The organism is Saccharopolyspora dendranthemae (assembly GCF_007829955.1).
GTDB lineage: Bacteria > Actinomycetota > Actinomycetes > Mycobacteriales > Pseudonocardiaceae > Saccharopolyspora > Saccharopolyspora dendranthemae.
Map to the genome: position 1 here is coordinate 324,585 of NZ_VIWX01000001.1, position 19,483 is coordinate 344,067.

Below are 19,483 nucleotides of genomic sequence, written 5' to 3' on the forward strand. Positions count from 1 at the left end.
GGCTCCACGGTAGCCAAACCAAGCGCTGCTGATCACCCGAGCAGCACGATCAGCTGCGGCCCGCACCCCACGAGCCTCGTCTAACCGGCGGCCGGTCGGCCTGACGCCAACGTTCGGCGCGAGCTGCCCCGGTAGACCACGGCGACGTTCCCGCTGCTGTCGTGGCCGATCTCGGCGTCGACCTCGAAGACGTCCCGCAGCCGCTCGGCTGTCAGCACCTCCTCGGGCGGTCCGGCGGCGACGAGTTCGCCCTGGTGCACGAGCACCAGTCGGTCGCAGAACCTCGCTGCCAGCGACAGGTCGTGCAACGCCACGAGAACCGTCTGCTCGGTACCGGCGAGCATGTCCATCAGCTCGAGCTGATGGCGGATGTCGAGGTGGTTGGTCGGCTCGTCTAGCAGGATCGCCCACGGGCGCTGCGCGAGCGCCCGGGCGATCTGCACGCGCTGGCGCTCGCCGCCGGAGAGGGTGTGCCAGTGCCGGGAGCGGATCCCGGTCAGCTCCAGCCTTTCCAGCGCGGCTTCGACGATCGCGTGGTCCGCTCCGCCGGCTGCTCGCCAGGCCGCTCGGAACGGACTGCGACCGAGCGCGACCACATCGCTCACCCGCAGATCGGTGTCGGTGTCGGCGGCCTGCTCCACGAAGGCGACGTGACGGGCGAGCTCACGCGTCCCCCAGCCCGCGATGGCGCGACCGTCGAAGCGGACCGCACCGGACGCCGGTCGGCGCAGACCCGCGACGCACCGCAGCAGCGAGGACTTGCCGGAGCCGTTCGGTCCGATCAGGCCCACGGTGTGTCCGGATTCGATGCCGAACCGGACGCCGCGCACGATCGTCCTGCCGGCAACTCCCCAGCTGATCTCGTCGACGTCGATCCTCACAGCTCACCTCGCTTGCGCAGCACGAGCAGGAACAGCGGAACCCCCACGAGCGCGGTGAACACGCCGACCGGCAGTTCTCGCGGCGCGAAGGCGACCCGGGCCAGCGCATCGGCCCAGATCAGGAACACGGCACCGGCCACGGCGGTGAACGGCAGCAGCACGCGGTGCAACGGGCCGACGAGGAATCGGACGCCGTGGGGAACGATCAGGCCGACGAAGCCGATCGCACCGACCGAAGCCACTGCCACCGATGTCAGCAGCGCGGTGGAGATCAGCAGCACGATCCGCGTGTTCCGGACGTTGATGCCCAACGAGGCCGCGGTGTCGGCGCCGAACGCGAACCCGTCCAAAGCCGTGGCGCACAGCCAGATCACGGCGAGTCCCACTGCCGCCGCGATCGCGCAGAGCACCACCGAGTCCCACCGCGCGGAGGCCAGCGATCCCAGCAGCCAGTGGGTGATCCCGCGCGTGGTGTCCGGATCGGCCGAGAACGTCAGGACCAGCGAGGTGATCGCGCCGAAGAGCTGCCCGGTCACCACGCCCACCAGCACGATCCGAACGGTGTTCATCCCGCTGCGCCGCAGCAGGAGCAGCATCAGGCCGAAGGAGACCAGCGCACCGGCGAAAGCCCCACCGGTCAGACCGATCGCCGCTCCCCCGGCTCCCACGACGATCACGGTGACCGCGCCGGCCGAGGCACCGTTGGACACGCCGAGCAGGTACGGGTCGGCCAGCGCGTTGTTGGTCACGCCCTGCAGCGCGGCCCCGCTGACGGCCAGCATCGCGCCGACCAGCGCGGCCAGCAGGACGCGCGGGAACCGCAAGTCCCAGATCAGCGAATCGAGCAGGCGCGGCAAGGGTTCCACGGGAAGTCCCAGCCGGAGTCCGACCACCCTGCCGATCTCGGCGTATCCCAGATCGCTCGTCCCGATCCTGACCGAGAACGCCACCGAGAAGCCGAGGAGCACCACACCGGCGATGAGCATGCCCGCAAGGGACAAGGCCGACCGCCGTGCCGGTGGGCGCTCCGCCCGAACGCACTCGCCGGGACCGCCTGCGGGGTGCAGCAGGTCAGCGGAGGAGGCCAAGCGACTTCATCCCCTCTGTGACCAGCTCGAGCGTGTGGGCGCTGCGCACGGTCGGGTCCATCTCGATCCCGGGAACCTCGATGAACCGGTTCTCCCGAACCGCCGTGAGCTGGGAGACGACCGGGTGCTCGTGCAACACCCGGATCTTGTCCGCAGCGCTGTCCCCGAGCCGACCGCGATCCGACAGGTCGCCCACCACGATCACGTCCGGATCGCGCTTGGCGATCTCCTCCCACGCGACTTCCGGCCACTCGTCGCGAACGTCGTCGAAGGCGTTTCCCACACCGAGGATCCGGCTGATGTCGCTCGGAATCCCGTTGTGGCCCGCGACGTAGGGAAGACCCTGCGTCATCGAGTACAGGTACATCACCGACGGCTTGTCGTGCGGGTTGGCGGGGACGGCGGCCTCGGCGTTGTTGATGATCTGCCGCTGCTGCGCCGTCAACGCCGCCGCCCGCTCCGGCACGCCGAAGATCGTGCCGAGGTTCTCGTAGTCGCGGAACAACCGCTCGAACGGGGTCTGACCCGGCTCGTGCTGCGGGCAGTCCACGGCGCTGACGAACGTCGGCAGACCGAGCTCGTGCAGCTCTTCGCGGGTTCCGACCTTGTCCTTCGCGAAGTTGGACCCGAAGGAGGTGACCGCCACGTCGGGCGCGGCGGCGCGCAGTTGTTCGGCCGTCAGCTCGTTCGGGTTGAGCACGGGGATCCGGTCGTACGCCGCTCGGTAGTCGGGGTGGATCTCGGCCGTGGGGAACGCGGTGCCCACCATCTTCTCGCCCAGCCCCAGCGCGAGCAGGGTCTCGGTGGACGACTGCTCCAACGTGACCGCGCGTTCCGGTGCGCGATCGAACCGCAGGTCCACACCGCAGTTTCGCACGCTGATCGCGCCCGGACCCTGCGTGGATCCGGGATCAGGTGCCGCCCCGCAGGACGACGCAGCGACGACGGCCGCCAACACCACACCGATCTTGGTCGGTCGAGCCAAGGGAACCTCCCGGATCCACATGTTTCCTGTTCCGCTTCAGCCGCGGGGTTTTCGCAGCGATGAGGCGGCACTCCTCCTGCAGCGGGCAGGAACCGCCGCGCTGCCGGGTGTTTCGGCGTCTGGGGCGGGGGCGCGCGGAACGCCGCGCACCCCCGCCCGATCACCTCGGCCTCAGTCCCAGCTGAGAGCGGCGCCGGACTGGTATTCCGTGACGCGGGTTTCGAAGAAGTTCTTCTCCTTCTTCAGGTCCATCGCCTCCGACATCCACGGGAAGGGGTTGTCGGTCTCCGGGAACACCGGTTCCAGGCCGAGCTGGGCGCAGCGGCGGTTGGTGATGAAGTGCATGTACTGCTCGCACAGGTCGGCGTTGAGGCCGAGCATCCCTCGGGGCAGCGTGTCGCGCCCGTAGGCGGTTTCCAGCTCGCAGGCGTCGCGGAGCATGGTGCGGGCCTCCTGCTGGAACTCCGGGGTCCACAGGTGCGGGTTCTCGAGCTTGATCTGGTTGATGCAGTCGATGCCGAAGTTCAGGTGGATCGACTCGTCGCGCAGGATGTACTGGTACTGCTCGGCGATGCCGACCATCTTGTTGCGCCTGCCCAGCGACAGGATCTGCGCGAAACCGGTGTAGAACCACATGCCCTCGAAGATCACGTAGAAGGCGATCAGGTCCCGCAGGAAGGCCTGGTCGGCCTCCGGAGTTCCCGTTGCGAAGTCCGGGTCCTCCAGGTTCTGGGTGTAGCGCAGCGCCCACGCGTCCTTGTCGGCGATCGACGGGATCTCGCGGTAGGCGTTGAACAGTTCGCCCTCGTCGAGCCCCAGGCTCTCGCAGATGTACTGGAAGGTGTGCGTGTGCACGGCTTCCTCGAACGCCTGCCGCAGCAGGTACTGCCGGCACTCCGGGTTGGTGAGGTGCCGGTATACGGCGAGAACGATGTTGTTGGCCACCAACGATTCCGCGGTGGCGAAGAACCCGAGGTTGCGCTTGAGCATGGTGCGCTCGTCGTCGGTGAGCCCGTCGCGGGACTTCCACAGCGCGATGTCGGCCTGCATGGACACCTCGGTGGGCATCCAGTGGTTGTTGCAGCCGTTGAGGTACTTGTCCCAGGCCCAGCCGTACTTCAGCGGCAGCAGCTGGTTGACGTCGGCCCGGGAGTTGATCATCGCCTTCTCGGTGACGTCGACCCGCCCGCCGTCGCGGTCGATGGTGCCGAGTCCCGTCGTGTCGACGTTCGTCTGTTCAGCAGTCATGGAGAGCTCCTCGTCGGATGGCCGGTGCGCCCGACCGGCCCGTGCGCGGGTGGCGTTACTGGCAGGCTTCGCAGTCGGGGTCCTCGACCGAGCACGCCGCGGCGCCGGGCGCTTGCGCGTCCGGGACGGCGGCCGGGACCGCGTTGAGCTTGCCGTCGGTGCCGCGCAGCGTGGACTTCTCCACGTGGGTCGCGCTGGTGGAACGCAGGTAGTAGGTGGTCTTGAGACCCTTGCGCCAGGCGAGCCGGTAGAGCTCGTCGAGCTTGCGTCCGCTCGGCGTGGCCAGGTAGAGGTTCAACGACTGGGCCTGGTCGATCCACTTCTGCCTGCGCGCGGCGGCTTCGACCAGCCACTGCGGCTCGATCTCGAACGCGGTCGCGTAGAGCGTCTTGAGCTCATCGGGAACCCGATCGATCGGGCCGAGGACGCCGTCGAAGAACTTCAGGTCCGCCACCATCGCCTCGTCCCACAGGCCGGCCTTCTTGAGGTCGGCCACCAGGTGCGGGTTGACCACGGTGAAGTCACCGGACATGTTCGACTTGACGAACAGGTTGCGGTACAGCGGTTCGATGGACTGACCGACCCCGCAGATGTTGGCGATCGTCGCGGTCGGCGCGATGGCCATCACGTTGGAGTTGCGCATCCCGTTGCCACGCACCCGCTCCCGCAGCGACGACCAGTCCAACGTGGACGAGTAGTCGAACTCGGCGCCCTCGCGGGCCTCGTCGAGCATCCGCAGCGAATCGATCGGCAGGACGCCACGACTCCACAGCGAACCGTCGAACGACTCGTAGCGGCCGCGCTCGACCGCCAGCTCGCTGGAAGCCGCGATGGCGTGGTAGCTGATCTCCTCCATGCTGCGATCGGCGAACTCCACCGCCTCCTGCGAACTCGGAGCCAGGCGCTGCAGGACCAGCGCGTCGGCGAAGCCCATCAACCCGAGCCCGACCGGGCGGTGGCGCATGTTCGAGCGCTCGGCCTCCGGGATCGTGTAGAAGTTGATGTCGATCACGTTGTCCAGCATCCGCACCGCCGTGCGGGTGGTGTTCTCGAGCCTCTCGCGGTCCAGCCCGTCCGATGTGACGTGCTGGGCGAGGTTGATCGAACCGAGGTTGCACACGGCGACCTCGTCCGAGCTCGTGTTGAGCGTGATCTCGGTGCACAGGTTCGACGAGTGCACCACGCCCGCGTGCCGCTGCGGCGAACGCAGGTTGCACGGGTCCTTGAAGGTGATCCAGGGGTGCCCGGTCTCGAACAGCGAGGTCAGCATCCGGCGCCAGAGGTCCACAGCGCGGACCTGGCGGTAGATCCGGATCTCGCCCCGCTCCGCAGCGGCCTCGTACTCCCGGTAGCGCTCCGCGAACTCGGCGCCGTAGAGGTCGTGCAGTTCCGGGGTCTCATCAGGGGAGAACAGCGTCCAGGACCCGTCGGCCTCGACGCGGCGGAGGAACTCGTCGGGAACCCAGTTCGCCGTGTTCATGTCGTGGGTGCGCCGCCGGTCGTCGCCGGTGTTCTTGCGCAGGTCCAGGAACTCCTCGACATCGATGTGCCAGGTCTCCAGGTACGCGCACGCGGCGCCCTTGCGCTTGCCGCCCTGGTTGACCGCCACCGCCGTGTCGTTGGCGATCTTCAGGAACGGCACGAGCCCCTGCGACTGGCCGTTGGTCCCCTTGATGTGCGCGCCGATGCCGCGCACCGGAGTCCAGTCGTTGCCCAGCCCACCGGAGTACTTGGCCAGCAGCGCGTTGTTGCGGTAGGAGCTGAAGATCGACTGCAGATCATCGTCCACAGTGGTCAGGAAGCAGGACGACAGCTGCGGCCGGGTCGTGCCGGAGTTGAACAGCGTCGGCGTGGAACACATGAAGTCGAACGACGACAGCAGCTGGTAGAACTCGATCGCCCGCTCGTCGCGGTCGTCCTCCCGCAGCGCCAGCCCCATCGCCACCCGCATGAAGAACGCCTGCGGCAGCTCGAACCGAGTCCCGTCGTGGTGCAGGAAGTACCGGTCGTAGAGCGTCTGCAAGCCCAGGTAGTCGAAGGTCAGGTCCCGGTCGGCGCGCAGCGCCCCGCCCAGCCGCTCGAGGTCGAACTCGGCGAGCTGCGGTTCCAGCACCTCCAGCTCGACACCCCGCCGGACGTAAGCGGCGAAGTACTCCGGGTAGCGATCCCGGATCTGCTCCTGGTCGGCCTCCTGCGCTTCACCTGCGATGAACGACAGCGCCTCGCGCCGGAGCTTGTCCAGCAGCAACCTCGCGCTGACCCGGGAATAGCCGGGGTCGCGCTCGACCAGCGTGCGAGCCGCGAGGGTGAGCGCCTCGTCGAGCTCCGCACTGCGGATGCCGTCGTAGAGGTTGCGCCGCGCTTCCTCCAGCACGGGTGCCGCGTCCACTTCGGCCAGACCGGAGCACGCCTGCCCGACGATGGTCCGCACCCGGCCCCAGTCCAGCGGCCGCGACCGCCCGTCCGGATCGGTGACGCTCAGCTGCGGAGAATCCACGGTCTCGGGTGCGGTACCGGGTCCCGCGGCGGCGCGGCGGGCATGCGAACGCTGCTCCCGGTACAGCACGTAGTCGCGGGCGACCTGGTGGTGCCCGCCCCGCATCAGCACGAGCTCGACCTGGTCCTGGATCTGCTCGATGTGCAGGAGCGTGCCGGGCCCCGCGTGCCTGAGCAGGGAATTGGTCGCCTGCTCGGTCAGATCGGTCACCAGCGCGTGCAACCGCGACGATCCACCGGCGGCGTCCCCCTCGACGGCCAGGAACGCCTTGGTCAGCGCCACTGAGATCTTGCTCGCGTCGAACCCGGACGTGGAACCGTCCCGGCGCAGGACGCGGACCTGCGCCGTCTCCGCTTCGATGGCGTGCGGTGTGTTGGTGGGTGACTCGGTCACGGGACTCCCTCTCCCTCGCGAAGCTCTTGATCAGCGTCCGGGGACGCTGGAGAAACGCGCGAAGACCCACGACGGGCCCGGAGACCGGACACCGCCCGCCCCTCATCCGCGTCGGCCCTCCCACGAGGCCCCGGACACAGCGCACCCCTCGGGCGCGCACCGATGGCAGGTCTTCGGACTCGCGGGCATCCGGCCTCGGCCGATCTCCTACTGGCCGTCGCTTCCCAGGCACCACTCGGCACCCAGTGCGTGTTGACGGCGGTCGTTCCCACTCACCGCTGCGGGGCAGTCCCGGATTCGCACCGGGTTCCCTCTTGCCCCACCGACCCGGGAGCGGGCCGGTGGACCATCGGCAGATCGAATACTACATCTTGTGTCCGGCGGTGTTGGACCACCCAAAATCGGCGTGTCGCGATGCCGTCGTGTATCCCAGGCAGCTCCCCCGCCTCCACTGCGCCTCGCGGCCCTGGTAGACGTCGGCCCCCACCGATCAGCGCATCAAGCCGCACCCCCGCACGAGAGTCGCGCCACCACTGAGCGCGATCACGAGCGCACCAGAGGCACCTGCCTCCGGACGCTCCGCCGATTCCCGGCATCGCGGAAGACGCCGCATGTGGTCCACAGTGGACTTCGAGCAGGACGCATGCGTCAGGAGCCGTCGCCATCGAGCTCTCGACGCCCATCGCGCAGAGCGGGGACTCGGCCTGCGTTGCGGCCGCGCCCTTCTCGCACGTTCGACTCGGATTCGCGTTCTACCCGCGTCTCTTTCGAATCGATTCGCGGAGTTCCCGAGCCCAGCTCGGCTCACCGGGCTCGACGACCGCGCACCCACACCGCGACCGGCTCGCGCAGCTCAGCGAGGTCGAGCTGCGTTCCCCGCGCGAGCACGAGGTCGGCGCGCTTGCCGACGGCGATCTCACCGCGATCGTGCAGCCGCAGCACGAGTCGCAGGACTCACCGTCGCCGCGACCGAGCACGCGTGCCGAGGTAACAGCGGTGACGTCGTCCATTGCTACTCCCCTACCGTTCGGCGCCGACCCCTGCGCGGGCCGAGTGCCGCCTCGCACTCCGAGCGTCGCTCGGGCAATTCCCGGTTCGCTCGGCCACCACCCATGTCTGGGCGCGATCATGCCGCACTGCGGGGCACGACCGGCTCAGGAGGTCACGATCAGGACCGAGCAGCCGCAGGTCCCAGCAGGTGCGCTCTCGCTTGCCGGACGGCTTCTCCCGCGCATCCGCGCTCCTCGTCATTGGCTCAGCGCGAGCAGGTCGAAGACGCGCATCCGCCCGGGAGCGGTCGCGGCGCAGGTGAGCGGGCGGTCGACATCGACCCAGCGCTCTCGCAGCCGCACGGTGCAGTGCGGGTTGGCGAGGTGCACGTGCCAGTGACCGTCTCCCTCCGGAGCGGCGCGCAGCAGGCGCAGGGCATCGAGGTGTTCGTTCCCGGTGGCGACCCGGGCGTAGTGCTCGGCTGCCTGGGCGGCGGGCGGCAGCGACGACCGGCCGCGAGCCCCGTGCGGATCCAGCTTGCCCGCGCGGTAGTTCCGCACGGCTGCGATCGCTTCCCCGATCGTCGTACCGCCGAGGACGTACCCGTGCGGCAGCAGCACGACCGCTGGGGCGAAACGACAGCCGCCGACGTGACTGCACTCCCAGGTGGTGACCGGGTCCGCCTCCGCGAGGGCGGAGGCGACCGCTCGGCCGTGCACCGCGCAGCACGGGTCGTGGCGACCGTGGGTGCACACCAGGTTCAACGGTTCGGCGAGGAGCTCCCCCGCCCCGTGGACCGCAACCGCCAGTTCGTCGTCGGAATCCGCGGTCCCGGTGCGGATCGACTCCCGTCCCGGGCGCGAATCCACCCGGAACCAACGACGAGTGCGTGTCACCGGCCGGCGTCCTGGACGGCGCACGAGGGCAATCCGAGCTTCTTCCGCGGCGGCCCAGTCCGACAGCGCGGTCACGACGGCGGGCGGGATGCCGGAGTCGGTGAGGGCGTTGAACCCCCACGGTCCGGGATGCTCGATCAGGAGCCAGCGCTGCGCCGGCGGCGCGGAACCCTCGCGCGGGTCGCCTGCTGAGCGCGCGGCGTGGGCACAGCGGTTCCACAGGGGCATCAGCGCGGGTTTCAGGATCCGGTGGCGGGCTTGAGCACGCCCTCGCGCAGCAGCCGTCGCACCAGCACGATCTGATCGCTCTCGTCCAGCTCCGGCAAGCCGCCCACCTGGACGGTGCCGCCCTGCAGCAGCGCGCGCAGCGCCGCCGCGGTGGTCGCGGGGAACGAGATCTGGCGGTCGGTCAGTTCGAGCACCACCGACTCGTCTCGCGTCGTCAGCCGGCAACCGAGTCCGGCGCGTCGTCGCACCGAGTCGCCGACTGCCAGACCGTCGGTGAAAGCGGCGTTGGCCACCGGGCCGACCGGTTCGGGACGTCCGCCGGACCACACCCGGTCGCGGAGCTGGCGCGCCACGTCCTCGGCCGACACGTCCTGCAGCGCTGACGACAACACCGCGCGCACGGCGTCCAGGTCCGAAGCGAGCTGGTCGGGGTCGGCCGCATCGATGCCCAGGGGCAACGACGCGCGGAGCCGCGCATCCTGCGCCACGAGCGAGGTCAACGCCTCCACCAGGCTGAAGCGCGTCAGCACGTGCACCCCCACGGTCAGGTGAGCGGAGGTGTCCCCGAGCGCGGTCGCGGCGTGCAGCCACCCTCGGGGCAGGTACATGGCGTCTCCCGGCCGCAGAACCGCGTCGATCACCGGAGCTTCGCGCGCCCGATCGGCCACGGACTGGGCGTGGCCGGTCCACGGCTGGTTCCGCAGCGGGTCGGACTGCACGGGAGCGTGCACGCGCCAGTGCTTCTGCCCGGCGAGTTGCAGCACGAACACGTCGTGGACGTCGTAGTGGGCCGAGAACCCGCGCGACGAGGGTGGCGTCACGTAGGCGTTGGTCTGCACGGGGTGGCCGAGTTCGTCGGCCAGCGCGGTGCAGAACTCGATCACGCTCGGCCACACGCGATGCAAGGCCTGCAGCACCACCGTCGTTCCTTCGGCGAACAACGCGGCGACCGCGTCGTCACGCACCTGGTCGTCGATCTCGGCGCCCACACCACCGGTTCCGGTGAACGAGCTCGAATCGACCACCACCCCGTCCTTGGCCAGCCGGAGGAACGGCACCCGCAGACCGCGGCACGACAGCAGTTCGTCGACTCCGTCGAGATCCAGCAAGTCGCCGAACGCACCGCGGTCGGCCCCCCGCACGAGCAGGGGTTCCCGACCCCAGTGCTGATCTCGGAACGTGGTCACGTCTCCGCCGACGACGCGCGCGAGCGCCCCCGGTGCGACGGCAGGATCCTCCGCGGAGCCGGTTCCGTCAGCGGGCTCCGCGGTCGGCTCCACCGTCGGCCCCTCCGTCATGCTGGCCCGGCTGTCCACGACCGGTGCCGGAGTCCGCGGGGCCCTCGGCCGAACCGTCGGCTCCGCCGTCGTGCTGTCCCGGCTTGCCGCGGCCGGCACCCGAGTCGGCAGGGCCTTCCGCCCCGCCGTCGGCGCCACCGTCGGCTCCGCCGTCGTGCTGCCCCGGCGTACCGCGACCGGCACCCGAGTCGGCAGGGCCTTCCGCCGACCCGCTGGTCGTGTTCATGTCGTCGTCCGAGAGTGCCATCGTCAACCTTCCTCCGGTCCCGGCTACGCGCTTCGGATGTTGGAGGATTACCCAGCTCAGGCCCGCGGTATGCCCCGGGCCGACCGTCCTGACTCCACGTCACCCGGTCGCGGTCACCCGGTCGATGGTCGATTGCCGGAACGGTTCTGCCGTGTGCATGATCACGTGATGGGCGATCCGCTGGGGCGTGGTCGACCACGCCCGGCACGACCTCGGAGTCGGCAGGATCCCGCGGTCACGACGTGGCTGATCCGGGCGACCCGCCGCTGTGCGGTGACACGTTGTAGAAGCTGCTGGGTGTGTGAACGATGGTGGTCAGCGCGTGGTGACCGGACTGGGACGGCCCGTGCCGGATCGGACGCAGGGCGCGTCCGATCCGCTGCGAGTCGAGGTAGGAGAGTCCGTGTTCGCGTGCTGGGGGACGGTCGCCCACCGATTCCGCTCGACCTCGTTGATCTTGGTGCTGCTCACCGCGGTCGCGGGCGGGGTCTGGGGCCTCGGTGTGTTCGACCGGCTCGGCCAGGGCGGGTACGACGACCCGGCGAGTGAGGCCGCCCGGGCGGATGAGATCGGGGACGCCGCGCTGGACGCCGCCGACGCCGACGTCATGGTCCTCTACACCGCCCCGCCAGGGCGGACGGTCGACGACCCCGACATGGCCTCGAAGATCAACGTGAAGCTGGAGGCGTTGCCCCGCACCGAGGTCGGTGCGGTCACGTCGTACTGGCGCACACCGGTGCCCGACCTGGCCGGCCAGGACAAGCGCGTCGGGCTGGCCGTGATCGGATTGGCAGGCGACGATCCCAACGCCAAGCTCCGGTCCTACGAGCAGATCTCCGGAGAGCTCCAGGTCGCGGGCGTGCCGACGCAGGTCGCCGGCGAGATGCCCATGCAGGCCTCGCTGCAGGAGCGGGCGAAGCGGGACCTGGCCCTGGCGGAGGCGGTCTCGATGCCGATCGTCCTGGTGCTGCTCGTGCTCATCTTCGGCGGTGTGGTCGCCGCGAGCCTGCCGGTTCTCGTCGGCGGGCTCGCCGTGTTCGGGTCGCTCGGTTTGCTCCACCTGATCAGCTTGTTCACCAGCGTGAACGTGTTCGCGGTGAACGTGGCGAGCCTGCTCGGTCTCGGCCTCGCCATCGATTACGGGTTGTTCATCGTGGGGCGTTACCGGGAGGAGCTGGGCCAGGGCCGGCGCGGTGTCGAGGCGGTTCGGCGCACCGTGGCGAGCGCGGGCCGCACGGTGGTCTTCTCCTCCACCCTGCTGATCATCGCGCTCGCCGGTCTTCTGCTGTTCCCGCAGGGCTTCCTGCGCTCGCTGGCCTACGGCGGGATGTCGGCCGTCGCGCTGGCGGCGACGATCTCGCTGACCCTGCTCCCGGCGTTGCTGGGACTGCTCGAGCACCGGGTGGACGCTCTCGCGCTGCCGTGGCATCGCAAGGCCACCGAGGGCACCTCCGAGGGACGGGGATTCCGTCAACTCGCGGACAAGGTGATGAAGCGGCCGCTGCTGACCGCCGTGCCGATCGTCGTAGCTCTGGTCATTCTGGGCGCGCCGTTCCTCCACGGCCGGTTCGGCACACCCAACGAGGTGATGCTGCCCTCCGGTGACCCCGCACGGCAGGCCGTGGAGTCCCTCAAGCGCGACTTTCCCGCGATGAGCGACAAGGACGTGCGGATCGTGCTGCGCGGGCAGGGCGAAGCCCCACCCAGCCCGAAGGACGTCGAGCGCTTCCAGTCCGAAGGGACGGAGATCCGCGGCATGCAAGAACTCCGGCCGGCGGGAGCCCGGGGCGCCGTGGTGGTCTTCAACGCCACGCTGGAGCACGACACCTACAGCGATCGGTCCGCGCGGGCGGTCCAGGACCTCCGGGGATTGACGCCGCCGCCCGGCACCGAGGTGCTGGTCGGCGGGCCGACCGCCGAGAACCTAGACAGCCTGCGAGCCACCTCCCAACGGCTGCCGTGGATGGCGCTGCTGATCGTGGGCGCGACGCTGGTGCTGATGTTCCTCGCGTTCGGATCGGTGCTGCTGCCGATCAAGGCGGTGGTGGTCAGCGCGCTCAGCCTCTCAGCCACGTTCGGCGTCCTCACCGGGGTTTTCGTGGACGGGCACGGTGCCGGTCCGCTGGGCATCACGCCATCGCCGATGGAGGACGGCGTGCTGGTGCTGATGGCGTCGATCGTCTTCGGCCTGTCCACCGACTACGAGGCGTTCCTCCTCTCCCGCATGGTGGAGGCACGGGCGGGCGGTGCCTCCACTGCGGAGGCGGTGCGCACCGGGCTGGGACGGACCGGCCGGATGATCAGCGCCGCGGCGCTGCTGCTGATCGTGGTCACGGGTGCGTTCGCGACATCGGGCATCCTGATGATGCGCTTCATCGGTGTCGGCATGGTGCTGGCGCTGGCGCTGGACGCCACGGTCGTGCGGATGGTGCTGGTGCCGGCCCTCTTGCGGCTGCTGGGCGATGCCGCTTGGTGGGCGCCGCGTCCGCTGCGGCGCTCGCAGGCTCAGGTCCCGATCGACGAGGCGGGACCAGCCGAAGACGCCGACGAGGCGACCAGGCTGACCGAGCCGGTGGAGTGCAGCGCCGAGATCACCGGCCCGATCGCACCGGTGCCCCACCCCGCCGAGACCACCTTGCCGATCGCGCCCGCGCCGCGACCCATCCGGCGGGTCGCGCCCGCGCCGCGACCCGCCGAAACCACCCGCCCGTCCACCTCGGTCAGGTGATGCAGCCAATTACGCACCGCGCAACGTCATTCGACGGGCTCTTGCCGAATCATCTTGTGCGGGTGGAGTCACCGCTGTCCGCCGTCAGGCTGGCTTCGATCTCCTCCAAGCTGCGGTTCTTGGTCTCGGGGAGCCACCGGTAGAGGTAGCCGAGGCACAGCGCGCCGAGCAACGCGTAGATCCAGAACACCATCGAAGCACCGAGCGCGGAGATGAGGGTGAGGACGGTCAGCGACACGACGAGGTTCATCGCCCAGTGCGTGACGATGCCGAACGACGCCGCTTGTCCTCGAACGTTGTTGGGGAAGATCTCGCTGTTGACCAACCAGATGGCGATGCCGAGGCTGCACGCGAAGGCCGACTCGTAGATCATGAGCACGACGATCAACCAGGTCACGGTCGCGCCCTGCAGCGGGAACAGGAACACGATCCCGATCGCCACGAGCGCGAGGACGATGACGGCCGTGCCACCCAAGATCCAGGGGCGCCGGCCCACCCGGTCGATCCACAGCAGCGCGGGCAGCGTGAACAGCACGTTGACGACCCCGATCGCCACCGAAACACCGATCGCCGCGGTCTTGCCGAACCCCTCGTCCTCCAAGATCGTCGGCACGTAGTAGATGATCGCGTTCACACCGACGACCTGGCTCGCCCCCGCTGCGACCACTCCGACCGACACCCATCGGCGGTACCGCGGACCGAGCAGCTCGCGGTAGGTGATCCGTCCTTCCGCGCGGACCGCTTCCCGGATCTCCGCTATCTCCGCTTCCACCTCGTCCGCTCGCCGGGTGCGCGTGAGCACGCCCCGCGCTTCGGCCTCTCTGCCGTGGGAGAGCAGCCACCGAGGAGTTTCCGGGAGCACGAGCAGCCCTGCCGCCATCAGCACGGCGGGAAGGACGCCGACGCCGATCATCCAACGCCACGAAGCGGATTCGGACAGGCCGTAACCGATGAGGTAGGCCATGAGGATTCCCACGGTCACCATGAACTGGTGCAGTGACACGAGCCTGCCCCGGTTTCGAGGCGGCGCGAGCTCCGCGATGTAAGTCGGTACGACCAGCGAGGAAATACCGATCGCCACGCCCAGGAACACGCGCGACACGATCAGCCAACCGGCAGCCGGGGCGACCGCTGAACCCAGCGTTGCCAGTGCGTACAGGACGGTGACACCAGCGAGGGTTCGCTTCCGGCCGAGCCGGTCCGCCAGCTTGCCTCCGACGATCACGCCGACGACGGCCCCTGCCAGCAGCGCAGCGGTCACGACCTGCTTCATCGTCTCGCCGAGCGCGAACGCGTCGCTGATGTAGGGCAGTGCTGCTGCGACGACTCCCGTGTCGTACCCGAACAGCAGCCCACCCAGCGCGGCGACGATCGAGGCGCCGACCACCAGCGCCCCTCCCGTCGCTTTCCCCGTGCCGGGGGCCTGGGTGTTCTCTCCTCCTGGAGCGCGCGCCATCGTCTCCTCCGTCCGCCGCCACCTGAGCGATCGTGCGATTCGACCTGGCGATCAGTGTCAAGTCGGTGGTCGACCTCTCGCAACCACGGCCTGAGCCCGTCCGCCCGGTGAGCGGTGGCGACACCACCCACGCAGAAGGCCGACCTGCGCGTGGACGCGACGCAGCGCAGGCGCACACGATCGGGGTATCGCTGACGTGTGACCACCCTCGTGGCGGCGTGTGAGGTTCCGCCACCCGCACCGCCAAGCAACCCGATACCGCAATGACCCCTGCTACTGGGGCAGGAGGTCAGGTACGAGCCGGGTGATGTCGGGCAGCACGTCGGTGATCGTGCTGGGCCTGGTGGTGCACGTGCTGCGGTAGTGCTCCGCGTTCGTTCCAGTGGTTCCCAGGGCCTGGTCGGCGAAGTGGGCGATCGTCGCGGACACCTGGCGGGAATTGCGGTGCAGCGTGATGTTGTGACCTGCGGCGGGGATGACGGCCGTGCGCAGGCACGCTTGCGGGCCGAATCCTGGTGTCTCGTAATCGGTGAGCGCGGAGGAGTTCTGCTCGAGGGTTGCGGGCGCGTCCTGGGTGCCGGCGTGGGTGCGGCACTTGGTGGTGGCGGGACCGCAGACGAAGGCGTCGTGCTCGCCGTTGATGAGGAAGGTGGGGATGCGGATGTTCTTGTGCGTCCCGTCGTATTCGCGGATGAGGGCGAGCGGTTCGGTTGCTGTCATGGGGTTCTGCAGCCTGTCGTCGACGGCGAGCATCGCGGGGTCCGTCCCGGGTTGGTGGAAGAAGGGGAGTTGGAGGCGCGTGCCCGGGCGGGAGGCGAGATAGCCGGGGTCTGCCTTCCACGGCGCTGCGGGGAGTGCGGGATGCAGTGCTGCGGGCATCATCGTGGAGAGCAGCCTGACGCCTTGGTCGAGCCGAAACCTGTTGCTGTAGCCCGTTCCGATGACGAGATCGGCGTCGTTGTGCATGGCCGTCTCCAACCAGACGACGGCAGTGCCGTAGGAGTGACCGACGAGGCCGACTCGGGGGTAGGCGGTGCCACCGACATCGCCGTTCCGGAGCTGGGTGATGAGCTGGTGCACCGACTCGGCCGCGGCGTTGGGTGTGATGAGCGCGCTGAGCGGGTGGTCACTGCGACCGGCGCCGACGCGGTCGATGGTGAGCGTCGCGTAGCCGTGGTCGATGAGGTCGTTGACGGTGGAGTACGTGGCGGGCTGGTAGGGCGAGTCCCAGTACCAGGTTCCGTAGGTGAGCCCGTGCACGAGGACGAGCACGGCGGGCGCCTCGCCGGTGGCTGCTGCCCGGGCCCGGGTGGCTTCGCTCATGCACAGCTCCGCGTGAATCGTGCTGGGCACGGACGGCTGCGGCAGCGTGATGTGGCTGAGCCCGGGCAACGAGGTGCCCACCGGGGCTGACACGGCTGGGAGCTCGACGGGGAGGTCACCGACGAACGGGCAGGTCTTTCCAGGCGCCTGGGTCGGTGTGCCGAAATCGCGGGTATCACCGCGATCGGGTTCGAGCACGGCCGCTGCCAGACTCGCGGGCGGAGAGATCACCCCCGCCACCAGGAGGGCTCCGGCCGTGGCGATCGTGGCGAGAACTCGCGGCCACGCCCCCTGCCCCCTTGCATGCATGATTCCCCCCGAAGAACGTGCCGCGACCACGACCGGGTGGGCGAATGACCGAAGAGGTCATTCGCCTGCGAGTGGCGCGTGCTGAAATCACGTGTCGCAGCGCGAGAAGTCGCGGCTCCGGATGCGTCCCGCGCGCGCTGGAATTCGCGTGCCGACGTTCAGCGATGAGAACGCGGCACGAAAGATGACCATCCAGCGGCTGTTAAGAACGGAGCCATGGATGCGCGGACCTTCGCGTTCTCTCGCAGCGCTGCCACAACCCCTCCCCCAGTTCCTCGAAGCGAAGCCTGACGCGGGAACCGCTCGGAGTCCTGCGATACCACGGCGACTTCACCGATCGGCGTCATTCTCATGTGGACACACGAGCTCCGCCACTCGAAGATCGACCGGACCTCCGGTCCCTCACGCACACCGGAGGCAGCGAGCGGAGAACGGCGCGATAGGTGGGCAACCGACGCGAACGTCCACGCGCTTCGGCTGCCCACCTATCGCGCCTCACCGGAACACCGGAGGAGAAGGCCGAGCACGGGGTGGCCGCCCCTACGGCAACCGCGTCCCGGCGCGGGGTGTTACCGAGCCAACTGGTCTGCGACGGCGGCCAGGATGGCTCCGCACTGGACGCCGACCAGCTTGCGGATCGGGATCGGAGTGGGTGGTACGTCGGCGTCGGCCTCCGCCGCCCAGCGGTCGAAGACCTCGGTCAGCCGGTCGTGCTCGAGGCGGAGCACCTCGGCGTCGTTGCCCCGGGCGATCTCCGCGTTCAGCGCCGAGAGCAGCATGCCCGCGAAGCGCACCCGCGTCGAGTGGGTCGTGGCCGTGACCATGAAGCGTTCCGCCACGACCGCCGGGCGCCGGTTGTCCTCCGCGCGGGCACGCACCCGATCGGCTTCGGCGGAGGTCCGCAGGAACGGCAGGAAGCACTCCATCGCCCGCAGGTGCGGCGAACGGGTGCGCAGCTCGGACCGGACGGTGTCGAACGCGGTCGTGAGCACCCGGGACGTCTCGCTGGTGAGTTCGGCGCGCTCGCTCAGCAGGTCGGCGTAGGACACGTCGAGCGGCGTGTGATCATCGGCGTCGGCGTTCGCCCAGTACGGCACCTCGGTCGCCAGGTACGCGGTGCCGTAGCGGCGCGCGTAGGTGTAGCTCGACTCGCCGCCGGCGCGTTCGGTCGGGTCGATACCGAGACCGTCGAGGTAGTCGTACTCCTGCTCCGCGGTGAACGCACGGAACACCGCCGGGGCCAGCTTCTCGATGAACGGCGCCTCTCCCTCCCCGGTGTGCAGAGGCAGGTCGAACCGGCCCGGAAGGCTCGTGAGCTGCTCGTTCAGTCGCGGGCTGGTGCTGCTGAGGTAGTAGAAGACGCCGCCGTACTCGCCGTTGTGCAGCGAGCACAGCATCATCGGCCGGGTCTCGTCGATGAGCTTCCGCAGCGCGTCGGTCTCGGGCATCACGCGGTCGAACGCGGTCTTCTTGTAGGTGAAGGGGAACGACCACTCGACCTGCTCGTCGGTGGCCGGCCGGTAGAACGAGCGCCCGTACTTCGCCATCGTCAGCGGCGGCTCGAACCACGGCTCGTTCAACCGCGTTCCGTCCGGGTCGATGCAGGCGACGATGTGCCAGGTGCAGCCCCACTCCGCGCGCAGGTCCTCGCCCTCGACGAGGGTTCGCGCCAGGTGCAGCGCCGACGCCCCTCCGATCGGCTCGTTGGGATGCACCCCGCCGACGACCAGCACCTGCTCCTCACCGCCGTGGACGGTCAGCGACCACAGCGGTTCCCCGTCGCGCGACGTGCCGATGCGGCGCATCTCCGCCAGTCCCCGGTGTTGCCGCGCGATCTCCCGCATCGCCGCCACCAGCTCGTCGACACCCGCGAACCGATCGAACTCGGGCACTGCGTCGACGAATTTCCCGATGCGCTCGAACACGCCACTCCCCTTCCCCCGGACCCGCGTTCTCCCGCGCGGGAGCCTGCGGTCGTTCGAGGACGACACTAACCGGACCCACTGCTCAGCCATCGGCGGACGCTCCCCCGCTGTCCCGCCTCTTCGCGTGTCAGAGGCCCACGAACATGTCCTGGTGGAGGGTCGCCACGTGCCGCTGGGCGACGTCGGCGGCGGACGCGGCGTCGCCGTTGCGCACGGCTGCGACGAGGTCGACGTGGTCCCGGTTGGACTCGCGCAGGTGCTGCATGGGGTAGGGCAGGTAGTAGCGGTAGAGCTCGCGGAGCAGCCGCGCGTATTCCTCCTGGACCGCGCTGATGCCGGTCGCGGCGGCGACGGCGAGGTGGAACGCCTCGTCGAGCTTGTGGAAGTCGGCCCAGTCCGCGGCGTGGTTCATCTTCTCGGTGAGCTCGTGCAGGTGCTCGATCTTCTCGGGGGTGGCGTTGCGGGTCGCCAGGTGCGCGATGCCGCATTCGAGCACGAGGCGGCGGTCGATGAGGTCGTGCACCTCCGCGCCGGCCGCGCGGTAGATCTCGGCCTCCCGGACCGTGCTGCGCGCCGGGGAGTCGAGCACGCGCGTGCCGCCACCCCGGCCGCGCCGGCGCTCCAGGATGCCTTCCTCGCACAGGGCGACCAGCGCGCGCCGCACGGTGATCTCGGAGACCTCCAGGGCGGCGGCGAGCTGGGCGTTGCCCGGCAGCCACTCGCCCGGTTCGAGCAGCCCGAGGTCGACCGCGAGGGAGATCCGGGCGCGGACGGTGTCGATGGCGGAGAGCCTGCGGATGCCGGAGAGCGCGGACGCCGACAGAGGTGCGGCGGGGTGGTCGTCGTGCTCGTCGGCGTCGGCCCTGGTCATGTGCCCACGGTAACCAGGATCCCAAAAAGTGTTCAAGATGACCACTCTTGTTTAAGTGCTCATCTTGCTCTATTTTATTTCCATCGCTGAGCGATACCCGGCTTGACCTGCGAAGAAAGA

General features: G+C 69.4%; 13 protein-coding genes, 1 pseudogene and 1 riboswitch. Of the genes and pseudogenes, 1 reads left to right on the forward strand and 13 read right to left on the reverse strand.

Translation table 11 applies throughout. The features are described from left to right. Positions 1 to 80: 80 nt before the first annotated feature. From FHU35_RS01480 to FHU35_RS01515, 9 genes and pseudogenes are all read right to left on the reverse strand, one after another. Positions 81 to 881: an ABC transporter ATP-binding protein gene (locus tag FHU35_RS01480; RefSeq protein ID WP_145735915.1), complete on the reverse strand. Its 801-nt coding sequence runs from the start codon at positions 879 to 881 to the stop codon at positions 81 to 83. Then, positions 878 to 1,969: a FecCD family ABC transporter permease gene (locus tag FHU35_RS01485; protein WP_246110008.1), complete on the reverse strand. Its 1,092-nt coding sequence runs from the start codon at positions 1,967 to 1,969 to the stop codon at positions 878 to 880. The genes FHU35_RS01480 and FHU35_RS01485 overlap by 4 nt, the downstream gene beginning before the upstream one ends. Then, positions 1,953 to 2,954 carry an ABC transporter substrate-binding protein gene (locus tag FHU35_RS01490; RefSeq protein WP_222429257.1) on the reverse strand — a complete coding sequence of 334 codons (1,002 nt, stop codon included), beginning with the start codon at positions 2,952 to 2,954 and terminating at the stop codon, positions 1,953 to 1,955. Before FHU35_RS01490 ends, FHU35_RS01485 begins: the two co-directional genes overlap by 17 nt. A gap of 171 nt (positions 2,955 to 3,125) precedes the next feature. Further along, positions 3,126 to 4,208 (reverse strand): annotated as a pseudogene (locus FHU35_RS01495) (ribonucleotide-diphosphate reductase subunit beta); the annotation flags it as partial. Positions 4,209 to 4,257: 49 nt separating this feature from the next. Further along, positions 4,258 to 7,092: a ribonucleoside-diphosphate reductase subunit alpha gene (locus FHU35_RS01500; RefSeq protein ID WP_145735923.1), complete on the reverse strand. Its 2,835-nt coding sequence runs from the start codon at positions 7,090 to 7,092 to the stop codon at positions 4,258 to 4,260. A gap of 147 nt (positions 7,093 to 7,239) precedes the next feature. Continuing rightward, positions 7,240 to 7,458, reverse strand: a riboswitch (cobalamin riboswitch). A gap of 438 nt (positions 7,459 to 7,896) precedes the next feature. Beyond that, on the reverse strand, positions 7,897 to 8,034 hold the full coding sequence (locus FHU35_RS29135; protein ID WP_186459215.1) for a hypothetical protein: 138 nt from the start codon (positions 8,032 to 8,034) through the stop codon (positions 7,897 to 7,899). A gap of 305 nt (positions 8,035 to 8,339) precedes the next feature. Further along, positions 8,340 to 9,206 (reverse strand): ferredoxin family protein, encoded by an 867-nt coding sequence (locus tag FHU35_RS01505; protein ID WP_145735925.1) that lies wholly within the window; start codon positions 9,204 to 9,206, stop codon positions 8,340 to 8,342. Between the two features lie 11 nt (positions 9,207 to 9,217). Then, positions 9,218 to 10,486, reverse strand: a complete 1,269-nt coding sequence (locus FHU35_RS01510; RefSeq protein ID WP_246110009.1) for a cupin domain-containing protein — start codon at positions 10,484 to 10,486, stop codon at positions 9,218 to 9,220. Further along, positions 10,461 to 10,751 (reverse strand): BatC protein, encoded by a 291-nt coding sequence (locus FHU35_RS01515; RefSeq protein ID WP_145735930.1) that lies wholly within the window; start codon positions 10,749 to 10,751, stop codon positions 10,461 to 10,463. The genes FHU35_RS01510 and FHU35_RS01515 overlap by 26 nt, the downstream gene beginning before the upstream one ends. 322 nt (positions 10,752 to 11,073) lie before the next feature. On the opposite strand from FHU35_RS01515, the gene FHU35_RS01520 reads away from it, so the two are divergent. Beyond that, positions 11,074 to 13,479, forward strand: coding sequence for an MMPL family transporter (locus tag FHU35_RS01520; RefSeq protein WP_246110010.1), 2,406 nt, complete (start codon positions 11,074 to 11,076; stop codon positions 13,477 to 13,479). Between the two features lie 49 nt (positions 13,480 to 13,528). Here the strand turns inward: FHU35_RS01520 and FHU35_RS01525 are convergent, their stop codons facing one another. From FHU35_RS01525 to FHU35_RS01540, 4 genes are all read right to left on the reverse strand, one after another. Then, on the reverse strand, positions 13,529 to 14,935 hold the full coding sequence (locus tag FHU35_RS01525) for a sugar porter family MFS transporter (protein WP_145735932.1): 1,407 nt from the start codon (positions 14,933 to 14,935) through the stop codon (positions 13,529 to 13,531). A gap of 273 nt (positions 14,936 to 15,208) precedes the next feature. Beyond that, positions 15,209 to 16,489, reverse strand: coding sequence for an alpha/beta fold hydrolase (locus tag FHU35_RS01530; RefSeq protein ID WP_186459216.1), 1,281 nt, complete (start codon positions 16,487 to 16,489; stop codon positions 15,209 to 15,211). Positions 16,490 to 17,136: 647 nt separating this feature from the next. Beyond that, positions 17,137 to 18,492 (reverse strand): M14 family zinc carboxypeptidase, encoded by a 1,356-nt coding sequence (locus FHU35_RS01535; protein ID WP_186459217.1) that lies wholly within the window; start codon positions 18,490 to 18,492, stop codon positions 17,137 to 17,139. Between the two features lie 127 nt (positions 18,493 to 18,619). Continuing rightward, positions 18,620 to 19,363: a FadR/GntR family transcriptional regulator gene (locus FHU35_RS01540; protein WP_145735939.1), complete on the reverse strand. Its 744-nt coding sequence runs from the start codon at positions 19,361 to 19,363 to the stop codon at positions 18,620 to 18,622. Positions 19,364 to 19,483 lie beyond the last annotated feature (120 nt).

Coding starts and splice junctions, on each gene's coding strand:
- FHU35_RS01515 (WP_145735930.1), bottom strand. CDS start 10,751: ATGGCACTCTCGGACGACGACATGAACACGACCAGCGGGTCGGCGGAA.
- FHU35_RS01505 (WP_145735925.1), bottom strand. CDS start 9,206: ATGCCCCTGTGGAACCGCTGTGCCCACGCCGCGCGCTCAGCAGGCGAC.
- FHU35_RS01540 (WP_145735939.1), bottom strand. CDS start 19,363: ATGACCAGGGCCGACGCCGACGAGCACGACGACCACCCCGCCGCACCT.
- FHU35_RS01525 (WP_145735932.1), bottom strand. CDS start 14,935: ATGGCGCGCGCTCCAGGAGGAGAGAACACCCAGGCCCCCGGCACGGGG.